Genomic DNA, 17,960 nt, shown 5'->3' on the forward strand with positions numbered 1-17,960 from the left:
GATCATGGCATTTGCTGGGTTTTACTTACGTGTATGCCGTGCATACGAATAAATAAAGCAGCGGGTGTATTCATTTGGTGACTGTGGCTTTATTTCTCGTGGAAACTGCTTGTTTGTACTTCTTTTGCGCGTCCTTAAACGCTGCGATCAATGTTTTTTGGGAAGATCCAAAATACCGAAAACGAATCTCTTCGCCAATTTCGTCCGACGCCATAATCGAATGACCGATAAAGATCGACCGAGCAAAATCAGACGTCAGTTGGACTGTGGAGGAACAGGCCGCATCTACGATCTTGTCGTTAGAAGTATCGACTACCAATCCGATAAAAAAAGCACTGAATTGCTGTGTAATCGGATTGTTCGAAGAGGACTGTGCATCGCCTACGATATAAATGGTATCTTTATCAAACAAATCAATAACCCCACTTTTACTATGCTTAACGGACCGGCAAACGGGATGTTCGGAGAGCGACTTCCTCACAATCGCAAGCTGGGTAAGCACTTTCCTACATAGTACCAGAAGAATTTGCAATTTGTAAATAAGTCTGACTAATCTTTCAGTTCTTCTACAGATACGACCGGAAACGAATGTGGCGGCAGCAACGGCAGCAACGGCCGCTCGTCAATGTAGGCAACTACGACATGGGATGGACCGACCATTGTTTTTGGTGCGAGGTGCAATTCTTCTCCATGCTCAGTTATGACGGTAATCTGCAGCATACCACCTCCCGGACGAGTTGGCCCTTTTGTTGCTCGTTCTGTCACGAGGGTTGTCCCATTGTACTGTAGGCGTAATTGGTGGTCATTGCGCCACGAACGGAAATCCACATAATAGCGCGAGAAAGGAATGGGATCCGTGGTCACACTGTCTGCTTGAGGGACGAACATGGCTTGCTCACGACGATAGCCACCATTCTCATACATTCTATCATCAAAACGTTCAAGAGCCTCGTCTTCTAGCAGATCAATCACACCCTCTGTTTTCAATACAGGATCAACAGCAAAGGTAGCGTGATGATTAGACAACTCAAGGAGTATCTTCAGCTCTGCTTTTTTCTGCATGGCGATGTCTGCATCTACAATAAACATACCTACCAGCAAAAAGAATAGCATCGTCGAAATGGATAAGATATTTATACCCGTAACGATAGCCTCCTAACTGGAGCTTTTACAAATCGTAGTCCATGATGTTAACCGTACCTATTCTTTGGACTTGCAAGGAATCAGCCGGCATTGGAATCCAAGAGGTAAATCGGGGGTATGGAATTGCCAGCTCCACGACAAACTCATCTTCGTGGCTCCACAGAACGGGATCAAGTGAACGAGTCCGAGTGACACTGACAAACAGGTCCTGATCTGGAATGGAAAACTTTTTCTCACTCAGCTCCCGAGCGATCAATGCCCGAACCTCTTGTTGCAGGTTGGCTTCACTCGTCCCCCCGTGGTTGCTAACGTATTTCGTAGCGGCTGCGCTCACTTCCAATAATTCGTTCCTGGCCTGAACAACCGTATGTACCTGTAACAGTCCTAATGGAACGAGTAGCATAACCATAATGTTCAGTATCGCAGCGATTAATTGACCCATTATCCTGTACCAAAACGCGTTACTTCCGCGAGCAAATCGCCGAAAAACTGCGTGCATGCGGAAAACAGATTTTGCGGACCAGTGAGAAGCAACCCTACCGTCAAAGGCAAAACAATCGCCATTACAGCCAAAATGCTAATCATTTTATTCATGCACTACCACCCTGGATCGAAGTATTCAGACGGACGGCTGCCCGTAAAGGAAAAGGATGTATCCCCCTCTACAAATTTATGCAGCCATTGGGTCACTTTTGAAGGTTGGATCGTAACCGACAAGGTAATCGTCTCCTGCCGCTCTTTGCGAGCTCGCTCGCTCTCGGTTCGAGGCCAGCTCCCGTCAAACCCATCCCCTGTCACTTCCCACCCCAATTCTTTCATTTTCATAAGATAGTAATTTGCTAACGTCGGCTCCAAATACCCGATGTCCTGCATATCATCCAGCAAGTCAGCATAGATTCCACGGGCAATAGTCCTTTCCATTGCGTACAAGTGGTAAGCTCCCAGTGCGGAAGTGATCATTAGAAGGACCAGTAGACATATAAGAAAGACTTTTGCTTTCACCATCGTTTTAGAAACGCCAGCTCTTCTTTAATGGAAGATCACCGTCGCTGCTCGATACACCCTTTCTCGTTGTGTCTGTTTAAGCTGCTCCTCTGGTTGGAGATTCCAAAGCCCCGCGCACAAGCTCCCTACCATAGTCGAAATGATCAGAAATACGTGTATGTGCAACATCAGTTTGACGACGTATAGGATGTTCCGTTTTGCATCCTAAAGTTGATGTTTTCATTTCGAGTATCGTAGTTCAGCGATGTGATGGATTGGTTAATGCTCTCAGCAGAATCGTTTGCTGCAGGGCTTAACTCATTACCATAACTGCTGACACCGATCCCTAATACCATGACGCATGCTAAAAATATAAAAAACATTTTGGACATCTCAATTTTCCCCTTTTCTCATTCGTGATTTAAGGTATGGCTTTATCGATCCACCCAACTGCTCGATCTCTCAGCCCGTCTTCTCTTACTACCGATGTGTTTATTTCAGACAGGCTAGAAACAATTATTCCTAAAGAGAAAACGATGCACATGATGATAGATAATAGCTTCGTCATGAGTTGCTCCTCCTCAGGTCAAATATTTATCCAGTATTTCTGTAAGCAGCTTATACCAAGGAAACATGGCTACCAATAACCCCATGTAAAAAGCCGGGTAGACAATGACCGTGTAGCCAATCCCTAAAGACTTTATCTTTTTTCGATGACGAAACATTCTTCGGTGATCGACAGCCCATTCCATTCGTTGCATAGTAGCACTTACTTGTCCTTCGCTCAGCGTCTCAATTGTACGCATGCTCGATACGAGGATAATTCCGTCGTCGACACCAATTTTGTATTTAAAGCTCTCAAGTGCTTCATTAGGGTCTCTGTTCCACTCAGATAAGGTAGGGATATACTCCTTTAGCTTTCTAGTCGGTCTTGCTGCCTTGACCATGGCATTGTAAATGGGCACCTGATTTTCTAAAAGGGTCACATAGCGATTGATAAATCTGGCGATATCTGTGCTCAGCATATCCTCCCTGTGATTTGCCCACATCTTCAAGCCCATGTACGGTAGCATGTAACTGCCTGCAGATGCCAGGCACATCGATAGCAGTGGAAATGATTCCATTCGACTCACGACGACCCACAAAAAAATCAGGATGCAAACGGTACTTCCAGTCAACAATTGCAGAAACACCCACTTTGGTTTACCCCATCCAAAAGGCCTTCCTGCTCGCGATAGTAACTGCTCCCATTTATCGTCTTCGTCAGGCTTGAGTGCCTGCTCCCACTTTTCCCACCACACCCCAGAAACAAACAGTTTTGGCTTTTGCTTGTGAAACAAATACTTTCCGATCATAAACGCTGCACTAAAAACAAATAGAGCGCCTAATCCAAGGTAGGTATACATAATTAGCATTGGCATTAGCGATACCTCCTTCCCCAAATAAAAGCCAATAGGATCGAAAAAATCCACACAGTCACCGCAATCGCTAATATGGCTTGTCCATCTGGCGTGTAGAAATAGAGACGATAAGAATCTTGAAGCAACCCTTGATTGTAGGGGATCAAGCAAATGCAAATTGCTATGACGATTAGGAGGCTGATCCAAATGGAGTATATTTCACTGTCACGCTCATGCTTTTCATCTTGTTGTACAAACATCTCATTTGTTAACCGATTTAGAGGTGATTGAATATCTTCTGTTTCTCCTTCCAAACCACTGGAAATATATGTTGCAAAATCAAATGCCCACGGATGGTCCAGTCTCTGCGCAAATTGTTCCACTGCCACAACCGAGTTTCCCCCATCCGAAAGGCTATTGTTTAGCAGAAGGAGGTCAGGCAATAATTCTTTGGGGCATTCCTCTATCATTTCGCGAAAGGTAAGGACGATGTTTTTGCGACTGTTATAATAACGGGCAAACAACTCTACGAAACGACAAAATGAGCTGATTTTTTTATTCATTTGTACCGTATAGCGTGCGTATAGAATCAGTGTTGGCAGCAAGAGCAATAGGAGAAAAAGCGATAAGGATACAATCATATTCCCTAGCAAAATACCCGATATGAATCCCGCTATCCCGCCAATCAGGGATAGTAATACGTACCCTTCTGGTGTACCTCCCACGATTTGACACCAACGATCAAAGCGTTCATACATCATGCGTCGGGTAGAATGGTTTAAAAATTTCTCTCTCCATACCTCAACTGTACGCGGGAAGAACACGCGGGGACTTCTCCATCCCTTATACAGGTGTAAGCCGAGAAACAGAAAACCAGAGAAGAGACATAGTAACACCGGGAAAAGAAATGTGTACATCATAGCTGCCTGCCTATATCGGTAAGACGTAGCTCTTTCAACACTTCAATGTCTGCTTTGCCGACGTAACACATGTATTCAACTAACTGTGAGCTCAATTGATTCCCTGTCCATTCATAGGCTCCCGTCTGCATGTTACGACCTACAAGGGGAATAGATTCCACTCGGTTAAATGATGAATTCCACTCCGTCGCATGAATAGCATCAATAAAACGGTGACCACTGTTACGGTATGTAAGCGAATTGACAAAATTGACTGCCCTGCTAATTCTCTCCTGGGTCAGCTCGACACTTCGCCCTCCGTATTGATAAACAAGATCGGTCAAATCATGTAACGCCCTGTGAGCAAATCGTTCGTGCATCGCTCCGATTGTAGCGTCTGTCCCTCTGATTCCGGCATTTATAAAATGGTACGCTTCTATAGGCTCGCGAATTTCTCCAATCAAGATCGTATTTGCGGTTGACCGGTACATGTCTTTGAAACAATGCTCTAATTCAATGCCGATTTCCTCCACGTTTTGGAGTTCAATCACTTCCCCCGGCCAAATATCACCAAATCGCATCTCGTGTTCACTTTCAAAGATCGTGACATATTCTGTCCGAGGGTCTTTCAGCTTCAACATACACATCATCAACGTTGTTTTCCCTGCAGCCATTGGTCCAATAACCAGCACATTGCTGCGTCCGTACACTTGCTGTTCGATTAGCCATTGAATTCTTTCGTCGAAGGCTGGCTGTTGCTGTGTACGGAGTTGGTCGAGCGAAAAAGAAGGTGTTGTAAATCGTCTAACCAGAATGGTCGGTACTCTGGAATAAGGGAAAGTGAACATGGTTAATCTTGCTTTTAGCGAATGTAGGTACCCGCTCAATCTAGGTTTTTTCTCGTTAAAAGATAGGCCCGCTGTATTGGTCAACTTTTGTTGGAGGATTTCAACCTCTTTCCAGCTTGGTGTGTAAGAGAGAAATTTTTTGACTCCTTGCTCCAGGTACGCAATGTTGCGGTTTGCAGAAATTCGCACTTCCTCTACCCACGGAGACAAATGGAGGACGGCATCAAGTATGCCCCACCCGTAAGTAGAAAAGGTGAGCCCCTCGTAACCGTTAACATGCGGCAAAATCTGTTCGGTTACTGGTCGTTGGAGGACTTCCTCAAAATAATGCTGTAAGCGAAGAATAATATGGTTGTGACTATCGCGATCTCCCTGTTCTGCCAAAGCGAGAATGCGTTGCATCTCTAGCTTTTCTTCTCGAGTTTTGCCAAAATGATTTAAATAATCTCTTGCTACCTGTTTTATGTCCTCGATGGTTTGGATGTCCGATTTAACTGGTTGTTCTCGCTCTATCCCTCTCATCAGCAAAACACCGCACTTCTGTCCACATATTGTGCCTTAGCAATTTCCTTCAAACTGCTGATGTACGATTTGGGAGCGAAAAACTCTTCTATTAATACGCTGCAGCTTTGATGAGATTGCATGAGCCTGCTCTCCGAAATGCGTGGTACAACACCATAGACCGAAACATCCTCCCCGATTCGAAAGGGTTGCCCAGGATCTAAATGACTGAGCAGAACCTCGCATTTCACTCCTCTTTCTCTCCAGTAATGCAGCCACTCTCTAGCACTATCGATACTAAAGGGATCAGCTCTCACGAATAACAGATTGCGGTCAACAGTATGAAGCAACCGCTGTAGAGTCTCAGACTCAGGAAAGCAGTAACCCCAATCGATGTATACATAGTCAAATTGCATGCGAAACACACTAATTAGATTGCTTAATTCTGAGCTTTTCCATTTGCTAGCAGCATGTGCGTAATACAGATTAGGCAAGTGCGCGCTCTGTTTGCAGACATTGCTCCAGTTACGCTTGGCAGTTGTTTGAATATCGATAAAGTCAGGACGAAATAAAGATAATTGATGTTGTTGGAGTTTGAAGAATCGTGATAAATCGGGCTTAGCGTCATTCATATCAAGTACAACAATTCGCTTTTCAGGATGCTGCCTCCCTAGTATGACGGGATAATTAATACAAAAAGTAGTGATGCCAGAAGCACCGTAGCTCAGTAAAGCGTAGACGAGCCCCTTTTCTTTTGACGATCCAATATTTGAACACTCTTGCACGAAGCCTAGAATCAGACTGATTTGATGGCGTATTTCTTCTTGGGATAAATGGGCTGATAACAGGTATACGTCCTCTAGCCCGGACTCCTCAGCTACCTTCTCAATCATCTTCTCATCCCGATAGAGGGGAACAATAATTAACGGTGAGTTGGACGGGAGTTGTGCTTTCAGTGCCGGCAGCCATTCCCAAACGGGAGTGTTGAACATTTCGGAAAATATCACGGAAGCTTCTGGCATATAAAGCTGCACAAGCCGTGAAAACTCCTCCGCCGACTCGGCTACCAGCACATCACTGTACATAGGCATATACGTTTTGGCGAGTGACTTCATCGGATAACAAACTAAAATTTTCATGACGCTTGCTCCTTCGAACCCATGATATGACCAACCTGAAGCATCCCATATGACATTGCCTCGCTCACTATCACATACTCCTCGTCTGTCAAATTAAAGCCGATAAAAGCAGGTAGTGCTGTTGGCTGAACTCGGTAGTCACGATATCGCTTTTCGCCATTCTGCAACAGCTTTTCTCGTGATCCATGAAAGATGGAATCCATCTGATCAGGCGATGGCAACAAGCTAGGCTTTAATGTATAGATCTCAATACCATTACTATCCCTCACGCTTGCAAGCTGACTTTCAAATAACAAATCTGCCGTATCATTCGTTTTTTGAAAATGCAGTGGTGCAGGATAGCCTTGCAGCTCCGAGGGATTCTTGTATTTGACCCAAATTTTCACATGATCACCTTTGCGTAATTCCGTTAAAGGATAAATGGATAGTAGGGGGAACTCGTAACGCGCCTCCCCTTTTTCCGGTAAAAGCTGTGAATCTGTCAGCTTTTCCAATAATAATTGCTCGCCTTCGTATATAGTCTGCGTGCTCCTTTTCCCCAGAACGGTATCCAAATCACGCGCTGAACCTGGAAGAATTTCATCTACCTCTTCCTGTACAAGTATCACGTCGTTTTGTGTAATCGGCTCGAAGGCTGATATTTCTTTCCCTGCAGCTACCTTTACGACTGGGGCAAACAGCTTTTCCGCAGCCATCGCGTCAATATATTGAGTCGCTGCATAAAAGGACGATCCTGCTAGCAGAAACGAAATTAAGCAAATGACAAGCAATGTTTGCTTCTTCATAACATCCTTCCTTTATAAGCATGAATCAATGACTGAAATTCACTCTCTTCCTCGGGGAAAAGCTCCAAAAGTAGATTGGCTTTGGCGCTTGCCATTGCTGTTTTCTCTCCATCCATCAACGGAATCATGTTAGTTACCCGTGCAGCTACAGGCTGCTGATCCCATAGGGAGAGCGTTCCTTCTACTTTTTTCATGATGCTTGTCCGAGACAATTGGCTATTCCACTTGTTTGCTATCATTTTTATTTTTCTTCTTTCTGTCCTCCACCAAGCAGGGACTGGCTCTAGCAGGAACAAACGGGTTAGTCTAGCCAAATCGGCATCAAAAACTACCCATATTTCGTCGGCATGCTCAAAAATTTGTTTGGAGTGGATATCATTCCAGTAGGAAGAAACATCAATGACAACAATGGGACTATCCTTACAAATCCGTAGTAACCAGTTGGCTGTATCTGTTTGAGAAGATTCATGCTGAATTTGTGCTGGGGATTCTATCTGGATGCGAAGATGGTTATTTTGCATGAGGAGCAATGATGTCTTTCGAGCTCGACGTTCAAAATCAAGAGCAAAATAATAATAGGATGTTACTTTTGGCAACTCGGAAAGGGTAACAGGAATGCCTTTTCCTGACCATGCATACGCTAGGTTACTTGCAAGAAAACTAGCTCCAGCCTGTGCGTACAAACTCATAACGACAATACATTTACGCTGATACGACTCCTGTTGCTCAACTATTTGTGGAGAAGCAAGCTTTTCTTTAAGTACTTTCCATTGCCGCTCTTCCTCAATAGAATGTGAAAACTCCTGCTGCTCCAAATCACGGAACCTGGAGACAAAGCGGCTCATTTGGTGAAACATGATTATCCCACCTGGGAATCATTTGATTTATTTTTACTGGCGATGTATTTCTCAAATTTTTCAACCATCTCTCGAACAGTGAGGGACTTGCGGTGATAATAGTATATTTTGCGCAATCGCTCCCTTTCCTGAGCTGTCATTTCTGGTCTCACTTTCATGGCTAGCTCGATTAATAGAGCAAGCTCGACGTTGTTAGGTCTTCCTCTTCTAGGTGGATTAGCAAAGAGCTCCTGCTGTTTTTTATTAAATGCGTTTGGGTACTCTACCAGCCACATGTCTACCAGCGTTTCAATATCTTCATGTGTACGTACTCCGAGCTTCATCAAGTATTTAAAATATGTGGGGATGGGACGTTCACGTATCTGCCCATTTTGCCATCGGGCGAGAAATCCATTTGGCATAGTTAGGAGTTTGGTTACGTCTCGGATGAGTGCTATCCGATTTGGCGATTGGTATTGAACGACTGCTTCCTTTACTAGCGTAAACAAAATGTCATGATAATTGACGCCTTTATACCCGCTTCCATACTCTGTGATGTACCATTCCTCAACTGCCCGATCAAAATCTCTCCGGCAATTCGATAACTGAAGCTGATTCAAATGCTCATAAAACTCTTCCAGATCATACTGAACCATAAACTCTTCCTGGTAATCTCCAAAAACAAAAGCAATAAAGGATTCCTTAAACTCTTCCAATGACAACAATGTCAGCTTGTTTGTCTCCTCATAGCAGCGGTTGACTAATTCGATTGCACTCTTTGCCAACACGTCAAAATACCCCCATTTTCCTTTTTATAGAACGATTGATATTCTCCAACAGCATTCTCGACTCGTCGAATCTTATTTAGCCTGATAAACCAGGCAGTTCGCTTTATGGGTCGCCTCACACGCAACCGTGCAAGGCGATTAAGAGAACCTACTCAGTTACAAAGTAAAGTTCTTCTCCGGTCGCGAAAAGAAGAGCAATCCTTCCCGCGCGCTCCATGACGGTTGGAGCATTCTCCATTACAATTAGCCCGTCATTGAGTACTACTCTGTCTCCAAATCGAAGTACGGATTCGATCTGGAACGCTCCCTGCGGAACTCTTTCCACTGAAAGATGTCTGCCGGGTTTGTGCTTCTGGTAGCATACTTGTCGCCCTAGAAGCTGCTCCACGGATGCAGAGCATTTCTGGTGAGCCTCTACTGTTGCCATACGCAACGCCTCCTTCTCTCACCTGTAGAGTACGGCCGTTTCATCTGCTTATAAGCCTATGAAACTATCTCTACCGTAAAAAAAGACAGCAGGGTTGTGCAAATATTTTTATAACTCGTCCCAATACGAGGGATCACTAAGCTCGGGATACATTTCAGTGACCATATCAAATGGTGAAAAGTAGAGCGTATCGACGAGAATCTTGAGTTTATATGTTTTCAGGAGCGTATAGGCTCTCTCTGTTTTGCTGAAAATACTTGGCAGTTGACGCAAATCTGCCAGCTTTAGCAGATGCTTGCACATATAGTCGACGCATATTTTTGCCCGTTCCTCCCCCTTTATGCTCTGAAAATAAGCTGGGGGAAAATGACGTCTTATGCCTGAAAGCACTTCTTGGTAAACCCATAACACTCGTTGTTCTTCTGAAAGTCGAGGTAAATACGGATAAGCGAATTCGACGAAGTAATACACATCCTCAGCCTTTGCCTCGATAGGCGGCTCAATAAATTCTCTCACCAAATGCAGCTTCAGTTCTTTGACATCCTGCAAGCTCAATTCACGTCTCGCCTGCTCAGGAGTCCATCTTTTTACATTTTCAATCGCATATCTAACAACTAATTGGACTTTTTGCTTCCGGTACTGCACATCTTCGAACTCATACGGGGAAAAACGCTTTTGCTCTCCGCTAAGAATCCGTTTGTACCGATCGACTATTTTTGAGGGCACTGTCATATCACTCCTATCCCCATTTTTGGAATATACTACTAAATTACCACGCGGGATTAGGACAAAAATAACAGTACCTTTGTTCAAAATTGTGACTTTATTCATAGACCCCAGACTGGGAGACTCTGTTCATTTTTACAAAAAGCTCATCCCAAAATACAGGTATGTCCTTTTCAAGCTTTACTTCTAAATGATAGATTCCTTGCAAGTACAAATAAGGTCGTTCACCTTTTTGGTGAATAACAGAGACCTCATCACTTGTTCCCTCCAGATTCCCCCTGTTTAATCTCCAAAGAATCCCCGCTTCTTCACGTGCTCCGCGAATGATATCCGCATCACGCCGTTCCGCTTCTTCTGTTGTCGCAAACAATCTGATTTGCTTATCACCGTTTGTATCCACGTACTCCCATTTTCCAGCCGCACGTGCTCCCTTAGTAATCAAATCCGCTGTATGTTGCATCTTCATTTTTAGATAATCTGTCTGTTCCAAAAATAACAGGATAGAAAGCAGACTGCCCAAGCAGAAGAGAAAGAAGAGCACAGTAATCATAGTTGCCCCGCGCTCTTCCTTCACTCGATTCAAAAAATGATGCAACGAATCATTCATTGCTTCTCCTCCGCATTTTCGACCATCATGTGATAGCTTTCAGTTATCTCGAATAATTCTCCCGTGGCGAGAAGCCGAAATGAAACTGTTGCTTCAGCTTTTACATGACTGCCCTTTCTCCAGCCGTTCCCATCAAGCTCCAGCTGGACATCTTTGTGAAGGACTCCAATACCTTGTGCTAATTCCGATGTGCCTCGCTCTTTCGCATGGAATTTGGCCAAACCGAAATTGGGCTGCACTGCAGCAATTCTCCCTGCCTCATACGCAGCCGCCAATGCCTTTTGCTTGTTGTACATCATGCTGAATTGGTCAAAGGAGAATACGATCAAGATCCAAACTAAAGGAAACACCAAAATAAACTCAATCATCTGGCTGCCTCGCTCATCTTTCATCCTCGCACGTATCACTCGTCCCAAGCGTGTAATCATCCGATTGCTCCGATGACATCTCGTACGGATTGGAACACAAAAGCACCCAGCAAATATACGGCGTAGGGGAATGAAAAGGCTGTTTTTGCCCTGTCTGGAAGCCAAACTTGTCGATGTGCTGTCCATCCGGCTGCTATGATTTGAAGATTGTTGCAAAGGCGAGCCCAATTTTGCGGATAGAACACCATCACAACAAGGCATAAGATGATAGAATGCAAAAACAAAGAATACACCACACTCCAACTCGTCCAAGCCCCAACAGCCATTAGTAGCTTTTGATCACCCATCCCCATCCCTTTTAAGATTACGGGACCAACTGTCAACAAAAAGGCTCCAGCCACACCTAGTAAGGCTCCTCCTAAAAATTCACCTTCCCACTGATACCATAAGCCGACAGCAATCGCCGGAAAAACAAGAGTATTCGGTATTTTCCTTTGTCTCCAATCCATCCATGCGGCCGCTCCTAATACGCCTAGCAAGATTACGTTAGTCATTTGCTTATTTTTTCTTGCAGTTCCTTCAGCTTCTCGTCTTCGGCAGTACCTAGTTGTGTCAGTGTCGGAATAAGCACAATCAAGATGACGGCAATGATAATGACCATTTCTACGATCGTGACACCGTCCTCCTCATACCAAAAACGGTTGAAATAATCTGCGATGGCTCCCATTCCATTCACTCCTCATTGAGATTTTGGTTCTATTTTCACTCTGCCAAAAGACAGTGCCTCTCGCAAAAATATTTACATGCGCTAATTTTGCTACAAGCTTTCTCCGATGCCGATGAATGCAGGGCCCATCACCAAAAACAGCAACGGTAGTCCCATTAATAAAATGACAAAAGGCAATAACCTAATATTTAACCGATTCATATGGGTAGCAGCCTCGTCTTCTTGTTGTCTCACTTGCTCCTCTACTTGGACAGACAACATTTGCGATATGCTAACCCCTTTTTTCATCGCCTCGTTCATCTCCAGCGCAATGGTAGTCAACGAATCTACCTCCCACCGAAAGGCCAACTCTTCAAGCGCCTTTCGCCAGTTTCCATGCCTTTTTTCTCCCATTTCCAGGCTCGCGAGTTCTCTGCCAAGTCTGGCATCAAAACGCCTCGCTGTCTGCTTTACAGCCTGTTGCAATGGCATGCCAGCATCCACCAATGACTGTACAATGCTAAAAAAGATAGGGACCTGCTCTCGAATTTCAGCTTTTGCTCGCTTGTCCGCCCGATCTAGCAGCATGTTCGGCAGCAAGTACAAAAATAAGCTAATTGTTAAGGGAAGCCCATTCATCGTTCCGATTTTTTCCCCATTAACCATGCTTATCGACAATGAAGCTAGAGATGAAACGATGAAACACATGCTGATGAGCCGGAACAAGACAATCTCAGTCAGGCTTATATCGATTCCCAAACGCACCAATCTTTCCTCTATTTTTTTCTTATCGACACCCGTCAATTTGTAGAAGTGCTGTAGCAGTACCTGGTTTTTCTCCAAGCTTTGAACCAGTGTCCACCTTTTTCGTCGTTGTTGAAACGATTTCTCAAGCTTGGCTTGTTTCACGGAGTCAATCCTGCCCAAAAGGGTGGCCGAGATTGGTTCTCCCTTACTCACACAAGACGGCAAGCCGTACAGAAATATAGCAACACTCACCAATAGACTAAGAACGAGAACGAACATTGCACCCTCTCCTATGCTCCCCTGCTTATGCTTTTATGCGCAACATAACGAATTGCTTCTCCCCCAATCAAAATAGAGGTCAGGCTTCCCAAAATAAGAAACCGTCCCCCGATTGTGGCCGTTAATGGGTCGAAATGATTGGGATTATTTACATACAACGCAATGACAAAAACAAACGGCATGACACTTAGTAAATTCACCTGTGCCACGATCTGTGCCATAGCTGCTTTTTGTCTACGGAGCGACTGTCTGCGCCGCAATATTGAAGAGGCAGCCAAATCGAGCGTTTTGGCCATATCTCCGCCCATCTCACGTTGAATGTGGACAATAGTCGCTAAATATTTGACATCCGCTGATCCTGTGCGTTCAAAGAATCGATTCATTACGTGCTCCAACGGGACTTGTGCCCGCAATAGCTCTACAATACGCCTGTATTCCTCTAAAACGATTTCCGATAAGAATGGACTAGTTGCTACCTGTTCAAACGCATGCAAATACGATGGAGAGGTACGTAAAGAACTGGCCATAAGACGAATTGCTTTTACATTGCCTGCTTCGAACTCGTCCTTTCGACGAGCCCCCCATACACTCACTAATCGTTCGGTAAACATAATCCCTGCCAGCAAAGCAGGCAATGACATCCACCAAGACTGCAAGATCTGACTACTCACACCAAAGGACGCGATTCCCAATAAAAAAGAGAGGGTCACATACTGGTTTACCCCCCACCCTGAGCGCGATTTTTCCAACCTCTCCTCAAACTGCTTCCAAATAGTTTTCCTGTCCTGTTGCAACACTTCTACGATTTCGTGCTTCCCCGTCGGTTCTCGCATATACAATTTGTTGGGCAAGATCAATAACAGGATGGCCATCCCCATCCCGATTGCAACAGGTAAGCTAATGTCCATACTTTCTCCTCCTATAGCGGTATTGGTGTGGTGAAAAAGACTTGCTCAATCTCCTCTCGGGACAAACCTTTCTCTAGCCATCGTTTAATCAGTCGCTCTGGCCGGTAGCCTGTCCATTTGAAGTGACCCTTTACTCTCCCATTCTCCACGCCTGTTGCTTCGTACACGTATATATCCTGCAAATACACCCGATCAGGGAGAACCTGTTTAATGTTGCAAGCTCGTTTTATCCATTCTTCATGTGATTGACCCGTCCCCACTACCTCCGTTATCGCTACCACCTTGCGACTGCCATCTTCTTCAAAACGTTTTACTTGAACAATCAGGTCCAGTGCCGAACCGATCATTAAATTGCGCTCTTCCGCACTATACCCTTCATCTGCTTTTCCAAATAAAATGGGCAATGTTGAATCTATCAAAGCACGCGGTGAGTTTGCATGTGCTGTGCTCCAGCTGCCAGGATGGTCCGTATTCATCGCCCAAAGCATATCTACGATTTCTCCCCCTCGTGTCTCACCGACCATAATGACATCCGGCCTTTTTCGCAAGGACAAGCGAACACAATCCTTGATCGAAAACCCACCCTTCCCCTCGTAATTTGCAGGTTTCGCTAAAAATCTGCGTACAAAAGGATGCTGAAGCTTCATCTCCAAAACATCCTCGATCGTAATAATACTCAAATGATCAGGTACATATTGGGAGATGAGATTGAGCATGTGTGTCTTGCCTGAGCCTGTTCCTCCACTGACAATGCCAGATGCACGAGATAAACCGACGGCTCTGTTTAAAAAGAGAAGCATCGGCTCGCAAATAGAACCGTACCGCAAATAATCGGACTCACTGAGTAGCTCGCGGTGTTTTCTGATCGTGAGCATATGTCCATCGGGAGAAATCGAGCGATGCGTAGCAGCAACCCGGGAACCGTCCGGAAGCTGTGTATGCAACTCTGCTTTTGTTTCATTAAATTCACGTCCCATTGTCGCTGCAATTTGTTCCAATAGGCGCAGCAGCTCTTCCTCATCACGAAAAACAGCAATGTCCGGAGATTCAAGACGACCAGTACTTTTTCTTTCAATGACGAGATAGTTATAGCGATGAAAAAGAATCTCCGTGATGTCGTTATCCTCTAATAAGGCGTCTAATGGGCCCCAACCCGTCAAAGAATGCAGCAGTCGTTTTACTTCTGCATCCATTTGTATGGACGTTAGGGTGGTTTGCGACTCCAGCAGCATTCGAATATCTGTCGTCAGCTCATCTAAAAAGAGTGAAGAATGCTTTTCCTCCCATAATCGCTTTCCGTATTTCTCAACAATCTGGGTACGAATCGACGTTTCTCGATCTGCCCCGACCCATTTTTCATTCGTCCGCGCGTGATCGGGGGCTTGCATTTTTTCGTGAAGCGTCGAAGGAACTCCCGCCATTCCCCTGCCCGCTGATCGTAATTCTTGCGCAGGGCGAACTTGATTAGTAATGCCTAGTAACTGTTTTTTATCGAACATGACACCCTCCCTTATCCCCACAACCACTTGAAGAGAGATGTTTTCTCTTTTGGTTTCTCTTTTTCAGCAGCCTTCATTTGCTCTCCATCTACGGGGAACAGTGCTTTTCCTAATGTCTCAATGGCTTCCTTGGCCGGAATTCTCCCTGACTGGAGCATGACTGGCGTTCCGGTATTAATCGACTTTTTCACTTCCACATCGTCAGGTATTGAGAAGATTTTTTTGCTAGGGTGAAGCTGGAAATAGGCACGAATTTCATCTAAAGTAAACATTTCTTTCCTCTGCAAACGATTCATGCAAATTTGAATGCGCTCTTCAGGGTACTCTGCTTCTCTCAACAGTTTTAGCAATCGTTGAATATTTTCAATGGAGTCCACTACCGGATTTCCCACCATCACAACATGTTCTGCAAAAAACAGAGCTTGAATCGTTGCATCTGTTGTATCCGGAGCCGTATCGATAAGAACGACGTCGTAGTTGCTTTGTTTTAACGTTTCGAGAATCAAATATAAATGATAGTCACGGATTTCAAAGCTTTGCCGAATATCACGGGGGGAGGTAATTACATGCAATCCCGTATCGGAATGAACAACCACATATTTCTCGATTTGTTGAGGAGATAACGGCAAGGCTTGTGCATATTCCTGCCATTCCTCACTACTAATGGAATACGGGTCTTTTCCTTGACCCTGAATATACGAATGCAACTGAGCATCAAGATCCTTTACCCACGTAAAAAGATTCGGGGTACGGGGGAGATTCAAAGTAGTCGCAAATGTACCGAGATCAAGATTGAAGTCAACAGCGATTACCCGCAATGGGACCCCCTCGTTTTTTTGCGTAGAAAAGAAAATCGCTAGCTCACGAGAAATAAATGTTTTTCCTACGCCACCTTTGGGACCGTAAACAGTTATAAGCTGTTTGGGACGAGTCATTTCAGGAACTAAACTACCTGTAATCGGCTCGGAGAATGAAGGAGGCTGGCTCGGATAGCTCTTGGTCTGTTCCTGGATTACATACTGGTGTTGTTGTGGCGCAGATTCTGCTACCATTCCTGAAGGTTGTATCATCATAGCTAACGCTTCGATCTGCCCTGGTTCAATTGGCTTGGCAATAACCCATAAGCCTAAGTTCCGGAAAAAAGGCTCCCACATCAATTCATTGCTTGAGCAAGCAGCAATAAACGAAAGATGAGGAAAGGCTAGCCGAAATTGCTGACACAACACACCTCTTTCCGTTCCCTTTATACCACCCAGCAACACCAAATGGGGTTGGTTTGCCTGTAATTTTGCCCATGCCTCTTCCACTCCGAGTGCTTCCCCACACACTTCGATCCATCTGCTATTTACAAGTTGCGCCGTTAACAAACGAACTGATTCTTGATCATCATCTACTATGAGCAAACGCCTTTTCACTCATGCTCCTCCTTTTTAATACCCCAGCGTGTTTTCGTCTTCATTAGCTCTGAAGCGAATCTTGCGTCTCCTATTCCTGGATTCCCCTCATCCTTCACTGCAGCCAAGCCCAATCTGATTTTTCCATAATGAAGTGCGTGTGTTAGCAGAACAGCCTCATCACGTGTCAGGGAGAGAGTCACTGCTACCAGATTGGGATGATCTCCTTCCATTTCGCGTTGAATGCCAATGATCGGCATGTTTTGCAACAGAAGTCCAGAATGTGCTCCTGACTCATCTTCAAAGGAAGCATAGACATGCACTCTTTCTCCGCTTGATACATGCGGTGAAACTCCTGCAACATTGTCCACGGGAATGCTCATACCTGTCATTTTTTCTGTGATGACTCCGCTGTCTTGCGGATTACTGGTTTGCTCCAAATCACTTTGCAATAATGGTCGACCTCCTTTCACTTGACGGGTGAATGCTAAACCGACGAGACTCTGTCCTTCTTCCCATGGAATCAAGCCTGGAATTGGGGCAATGGGTTGTTGAAAGATCCCTCCCAGTCTCAGTGTTAATGGCTCCATATCTCTTGCTTCAAGTAATTGACCACTTTCTTTCTCCACTGTTGAACGCAATTGTATATAGGTCACTTGATGCGGCTTCAAAATGATGTAGGTCGCTACACCTATACATGTAGCGAAAAGCAATATAGCCAACAGTCGTAACGGATGTATTGACATTCTCCCCCTCCTTCCATTGTTTGTAGCGTAAGGGAGAATAGAGGGACAAAAAAAGAAAACAAAAAACCGTGCATTCGATCTGCGCGGTTACACCTATGACACAACAAAAAAAGCTGCATTCTCCATTACTTTTACAAGTAATCGGGAATACAGCTTTTCATCTCATTCCTTCAAAACTGAATACGCATGATTGCTAAGAGTGTGTGGATAAGTCCTCGACCGATTAGTAT

Annotated in this window: 24 protein-coding genes; all 24 read right to left on the reverse strand. The window is 44.7% G+C overall.

What is annotated here, in order from left to right:
- Positions 1-70: 70 nt before the first annotated feature.
- Positions 71-412 carry a DUF3870 domain-containing protein gene (locus M3630_RS29660; RefSeq protein WP_173612455.1) on the reverse strand — a complete coding sequence of 114 codons (342 nt, stop codon included), beginning with the start codon at positions 410-412 and terminating at the stop codon, positions 71-73.
- Positions 413-549: 137 nt separating this feature from the next.
- Positions 550-1,113, reverse strand: coding sequence for a hypothetical protein (locus M3630_RS29665; RefSeq protein ID WP_251254561.1), 564 nt, complete (start codon positions 1,111-1,113; stop codon positions 550-552).
- 55 nt (positions 1,114-1,168) lie between these two features.
- Positions 1,169-1,585 (reverse strand): hypothetical protein, encoded by a 417-nt coding sequence (locus M3630_RS29670; protein ID WP_251254562.1) that lies wholly within the window; start codon positions 1,583-1,585, stop codon positions 1,169-1,171.
- Complete coding sequence (locus M3630_RS29675; RefSeq protein ID WP_012683926.1) at positions 1,585-1,737, reverse strand: hypothetical protein; 153 nt, start codon at positions 1,735-1,737, stop codon at positions 1,585-1,587. Before M3630_RS29675 ends, M3630_RS29670 begins: the two co-directional genes overlap by 1 nt.
- A 3-nt stretch (positions 1,738-1,740) precedes the next feature.
- Positions 1,741-2,064 (reverse strand): hypothetical protein, encoded by a 324-nt coding sequence (locus tag M3630_RS29680; protein ID WP_251254577.1) that lies wholly within the window; start codon positions 2,062-2,064, stop codon positions 1,741-1,743.
- A gap of 484 nt (positions 2,065-2,548) precedes the next feature.
- Positions 2,549-2,695: a hypothetical protein gene (locus M3630_RS29685; RefSeq protein ID WP_007725181.1), complete on the reverse strand. Its 147-nt coding sequence runs from the start codon at positions 2,693-2,695 to the stop codon at positions 2,549-2,551.
- A 13-nt stretch (positions 2,696-2,708) separates the two neighbouring features.
- Positions 2,709-3,548 (reverse strand): hypothetical protein, encoded by an 840-nt coding sequence (locus M3630_RS29690; protein ID WP_251254563.1) that lies wholly within the window; start codon positions 3,546-3,548, stop codon positions 2,709-2,711.
- Positions 3,548-4,447 carry a hypothetical protein gene (locus M3630_RS29695; RefSeq protein WP_285863002.1) on the reverse strand — a complete coding sequence of 300 codons (900 nt, stop codon included), beginning with the start codon at positions 4,445-4,447 and terminating at the stop codon, positions 3,548-3,550. Before M3630_RS29695 ends, M3630_RS29690 begins: the two co-directional genes overlap by 1 nt.
- Positions 4,444-5,796, reverse strand: a complete 1,353-nt coding sequence (locus M3630_RS29700) for an ATPase, T2SS/T4P/T4SS family (protein WP_251254565.1) — start codon at positions 5,794-5,796, stop codon at positions 4,444-4,446. Before M3630_RS29700 ends, M3630_RS29695 begins: the two co-directional genes overlap by 4 nt.
- Positions 5,796-6,914, reverse strand: coding sequence for a P-loop NTPase family protein (locus tag M3630_RS29705; protein ID WP_251254566.1), 1,119 nt, complete (start codon positions 6,912-6,914; stop codon positions 5,796-5,798). Before M3630_RS29705 ends, M3630_RS29700 begins: the two co-directional genes overlap by 1 nt.
- Positions 6,911-7,699, reverse strand: coding sequence for an SAF domain-containing protein (locus M3630_RS29710; RefSeq protein WP_251254567.1), 789 nt, complete (start codon positions 7,697-7,699; stop codon positions 6,911-6,913). The genes M3630_RS29705 and M3630_RS29710 overlap by 4 nt, the downstream gene beginning before the upstream one ends.
- A complete protein-coding gene (locus M3630_RS29715; RefSeq protein ID WP_251254568.1) occupies positions 7,696-8,556 on the reverse strand; it encodes a CpaE/TadZ family protein in 861 nt (286 codons plus the stop codon). The genes M3630_RS29710 and M3630_RS29715 overlap by 4 nt, the downstream gene beginning before the upstream one ends.
- Before the next feature lie 2 nt (positions 8,557-8,558).
- Positions 8,559-9,323, reverse strand: a complete 765-nt coding sequence (locus tag M3630_RS29720) for a hypothetical protein (protein WP_047074825.1) — start codon at positions 9,321-9,323, stop codon at positions 8,559-8,561.
- Positions 9,324-9,471: 148 nt separating this feature from the next.
- Entirely contained in the window at positions 9,472-9,750 is a 279-nt protein-coding gene (locus M3630_RS29725) for a hypothetical protein (RefSeq protein WP_251254569.1), read from the reverse strand.
- A 108-nt stretch (positions 9,751-9,858) separates the two neighbouring features.
- Positions 9,859-10,476 carry a DUF4046 domain-containing protein gene (locus tag M3630_RS29730; protein ID WP_173612443.1) on the reverse strand — a complete coding sequence of 206 codons (618 nt, stop codon included), beginning with the start codon at positions 10,474-10,476 and terminating at the stop codon, positions 9,859-9,861.
- A gap of 97 nt (positions 10,477-10,573) precedes the next feature.
- Positions 10,574-11,083 carry a hypothetical protein gene (locus M3630_RS29735; protein ID WP_173612442.1) on the reverse strand — a complete coding sequence of 170 codons (510 nt, stop codon included), beginning with the start codon at positions 11,081-11,083 and terminating at the stop codon, positions 10,574-10,576.
- The gene (locus tag M3630_RS29740) at positions 11,080-11,511 is read right to left on the reverse strand and encodes a TadE/TadG family type IV pilus assembly protein (RefSeq protein ID WP_251254570.1); all 432 of its coding nucleotides are present in this window, start codon (positions 11,509-11,511) and stop codon (positions 11,080-11,082) included. Before M3630_RS29740 ends, M3630_RS29735 begins: the two co-directional genes overlap by 4 nt.
- Positions 11,508-12,005, reverse strand: a complete 498-nt coding sequence (locus tag M3630_RS29745; protein WP_285863011.1) for an A24 family peptidase — start codon at positions 12,003-12,005, stop codon at positions 11,508-11,510. Before M3630_RS29745 ends, M3630_RS29740 begins: the two co-directional genes overlap by 4 nt.
- Positions 12,002-12,178, reverse strand: coding sequence for a pilus assembly protein (locus tag M3630_RS29750; RefSeq protein ID WP_173612439.1), 177 nt, complete (start codon positions 12,176-12,178; stop codon positions 12,002-12,004). The genes M3630_RS29745 and M3630_RS29750 overlap by 4 nt, the downstream gene beginning before the upstream one ends.
- Before the next feature lie 90 nt (positions 12,179-12,268).
- Complete coding sequence (locus M3630_RS29755) at positions 12,269-13,183, reverse strand: type II secretion system F family protein (protein WP_251254572.1); 915 nt, start codon at positions 13,181-13,183, stop codon at positions 12,269-12,271.
- A gap of 11 nt (positions 13,184-13,194) precedes the next feature.
- Positions 13,195-14,091 (reverse strand): type II secretion system F family protein, encoded by an 897-nt coding sequence (locus M3630_RS29760; protein WP_251254573.1) that lies wholly within the window; start codon positions 14,089-14,091, stop codon positions 13,195-13,197.
- Positions 14,092-14,102: 11 nt separating this feature from the next.
- The gene (locus M3630_RS29765; RefSeq protein WP_251254574.1) at positions 14,103-15,590 is read right to left on the reverse strand and encodes a TadA family conjugal transfer-associated ATPase; all 1,488 of its coding nucleotides are present in this window, start codon (positions 15,588-15,590) and stop codon (positions 14,103-14,105) included.
- A gap of 11 nt (positions 15,591-15,601) precedes the next feature.
- Positions 15,602-17,005, reverse strand: a complete 1,404-nt coding sequence (locus M3630_RS29770) for a CpaE/TadZ family protein (protein WP_251254575.1) — start codon at positions 17,003-17,005, stop codon at positions 15,602-15,604.
- A complete protein-coding gene (gene cpaB, locus M3630_RS29775; RefSeq protein WP_251254576.1) occupies positions 17,002-17,730 on the reverse strand; it encodes a Flp pilus assembly protein CpaB in 729 nt (242 codons plus the stop codon). Before cpaB ends, M3630_RS29770 begins: the two co-directional genes overlap by 4 nt.
- Between the last annotated feature and the right edge of the window lie 230 nt (positions 17,731-17,960).

The organism is Brevibacillus sp. MER 51 (assembly GCF_023714195.1).
In the GTDB taxonomy this organism is placed as follows: domain Bacteria; phylum Bacillota; class Bacilli; order Brevibacillales; family Brevibacillaceae; genus Brevibacillus.

Coding starts and splice junctions, on each gene's coding strand:
- M3630_RS29665 (WP_251254561.1), bottom strand. CDS start 1,113: ATGCTATTCTTTTTGCTGGTAGGTATGTTTATTGTAGATGCAGACATC.
- M3630_RS29670 (WP_251254562.1), bottom strand. CDS start 1,585: ATGGGTCAATTAATCGCTGCGATACTGAACATTATGGTTATGCTACTC.
- M3630_RS29675 (WP_012683926.1), bottom strand. CDS start 1,737: ATGAATAAAATGATTAGCATTTTGGCTGTAATGGCGATTGTTTTGCCT.
- M3630_RS29680 (WP_251254577.1), bottom strand. CDS start 2,064: ATGGAAAGGACTATTGCCCGTGGAATCTATGCTGACTTGCTGGATGAT.
- M3630_RS29685 (WP_007725181.1), bottom strand. CDS start 2,695: ATGACGAAGCTATTATCTATCATCATGTGCATCGTTTTCTCTTTAGGA.
- M3630_RS29690 (WP_251254563.1), bottom strand. CDS start 3,548: ATGCCAATGCTAATTATGTATACCTACCTTGGATTAGGCGCTCTATTT.
- M3630_RS29695 (WP_285863002.1), bottom strand. CDS start 4,447: ATGATGTACACATTTCTTTTCCCGGTGTTACTATGTCTCTTCTCTGGT.
- M3630_RS29700 (WP_251254565.1), bottom strand. CDS start 5,796: ATGAGAGGGATAGAGCGAGAACAACCAGTTAAATCGGACATCCAAACC.
- M3630_RS29705 (WP_251254566.1), bottom strand. CDS start 6,914: ATGAAAATTTTAGTTTGTTATCCGATGAAGTCACTCGCCAAAACGTAT.
- M3630_RS29710 (WP_251254567.1), bottom strand. CDS start 7,699: ATGAAGAAGCAAACATTGCTTGTCATTTGCTTAATTTCGTTTCTGCTA.
- M3630_RS29715 (WP_251254568.1), bottom strand. CDS start 8,556: ATGTTTCACCAAATGAGCCGCTTTGTCTCCAGGTTCCGTGATTTGGAG.
- M3630_RS29725 (WP_251254569.1), bottom strand. CDS start 9,750: ATGGCAACAGTAGAGGCTCACCAGAAATGCTCTGCATCCGTGGAGCAG.
- M3630_RS29735 (WP_173612442.1), bottom strand. CDS start 11,083: ATGAATGATTCGTTGCATCATTTTTTGAATCGAGTGAAGGAAGAGCGC.
- M3630_RS29740 (WP_251254570.1), bottom strand. CDS start 11,511: ATGATTACACGCTTGGGACGAGTGATACGTGCGAGGATGAAAGATGAG.
- M3630_RS29745 (WP_285863011.1), bottom strand. CDS start 12,005: ATGACTAACGTAATCTTGCTAGGCGTATTAGGAGCGGCCGCATGGATG.
- M3630_RS29750 (WP_173612439.1), bottom strand. CDS start 12,178: ATGGGAGCCATCGCAGATTATTTCAACCGTTTTTGGTATGAGGAGGAC.
- M3630_RS29755 (WP_251254572.1), bottom strand. CDS start 13,183: ATGTTCGTTCTCGTTCTTAGTCTATTGGTGAGTGTTGCTATATTTCTG.
- M3630_RS29760 (WP_251254573.1), bottom strand. CDS start 14,091: ATGGACATTAGCTTACCTGTTGCAATCGGGATGGGGATGGCCATCCTG.
- M3630_RS29765 (WP_251254574.1), bottom strand. CDS start 15,590: ATGTTCGATAAAAAACAGTTACTAGGCATTACTAATCAAGTTCGCCCT.
- cpaB (WP_251254576.1), bottom strand. CDS start 17,730: ATGTCAATACATCCGTTACGACTGTTGGCTATATTGCTTTTCGCTACA.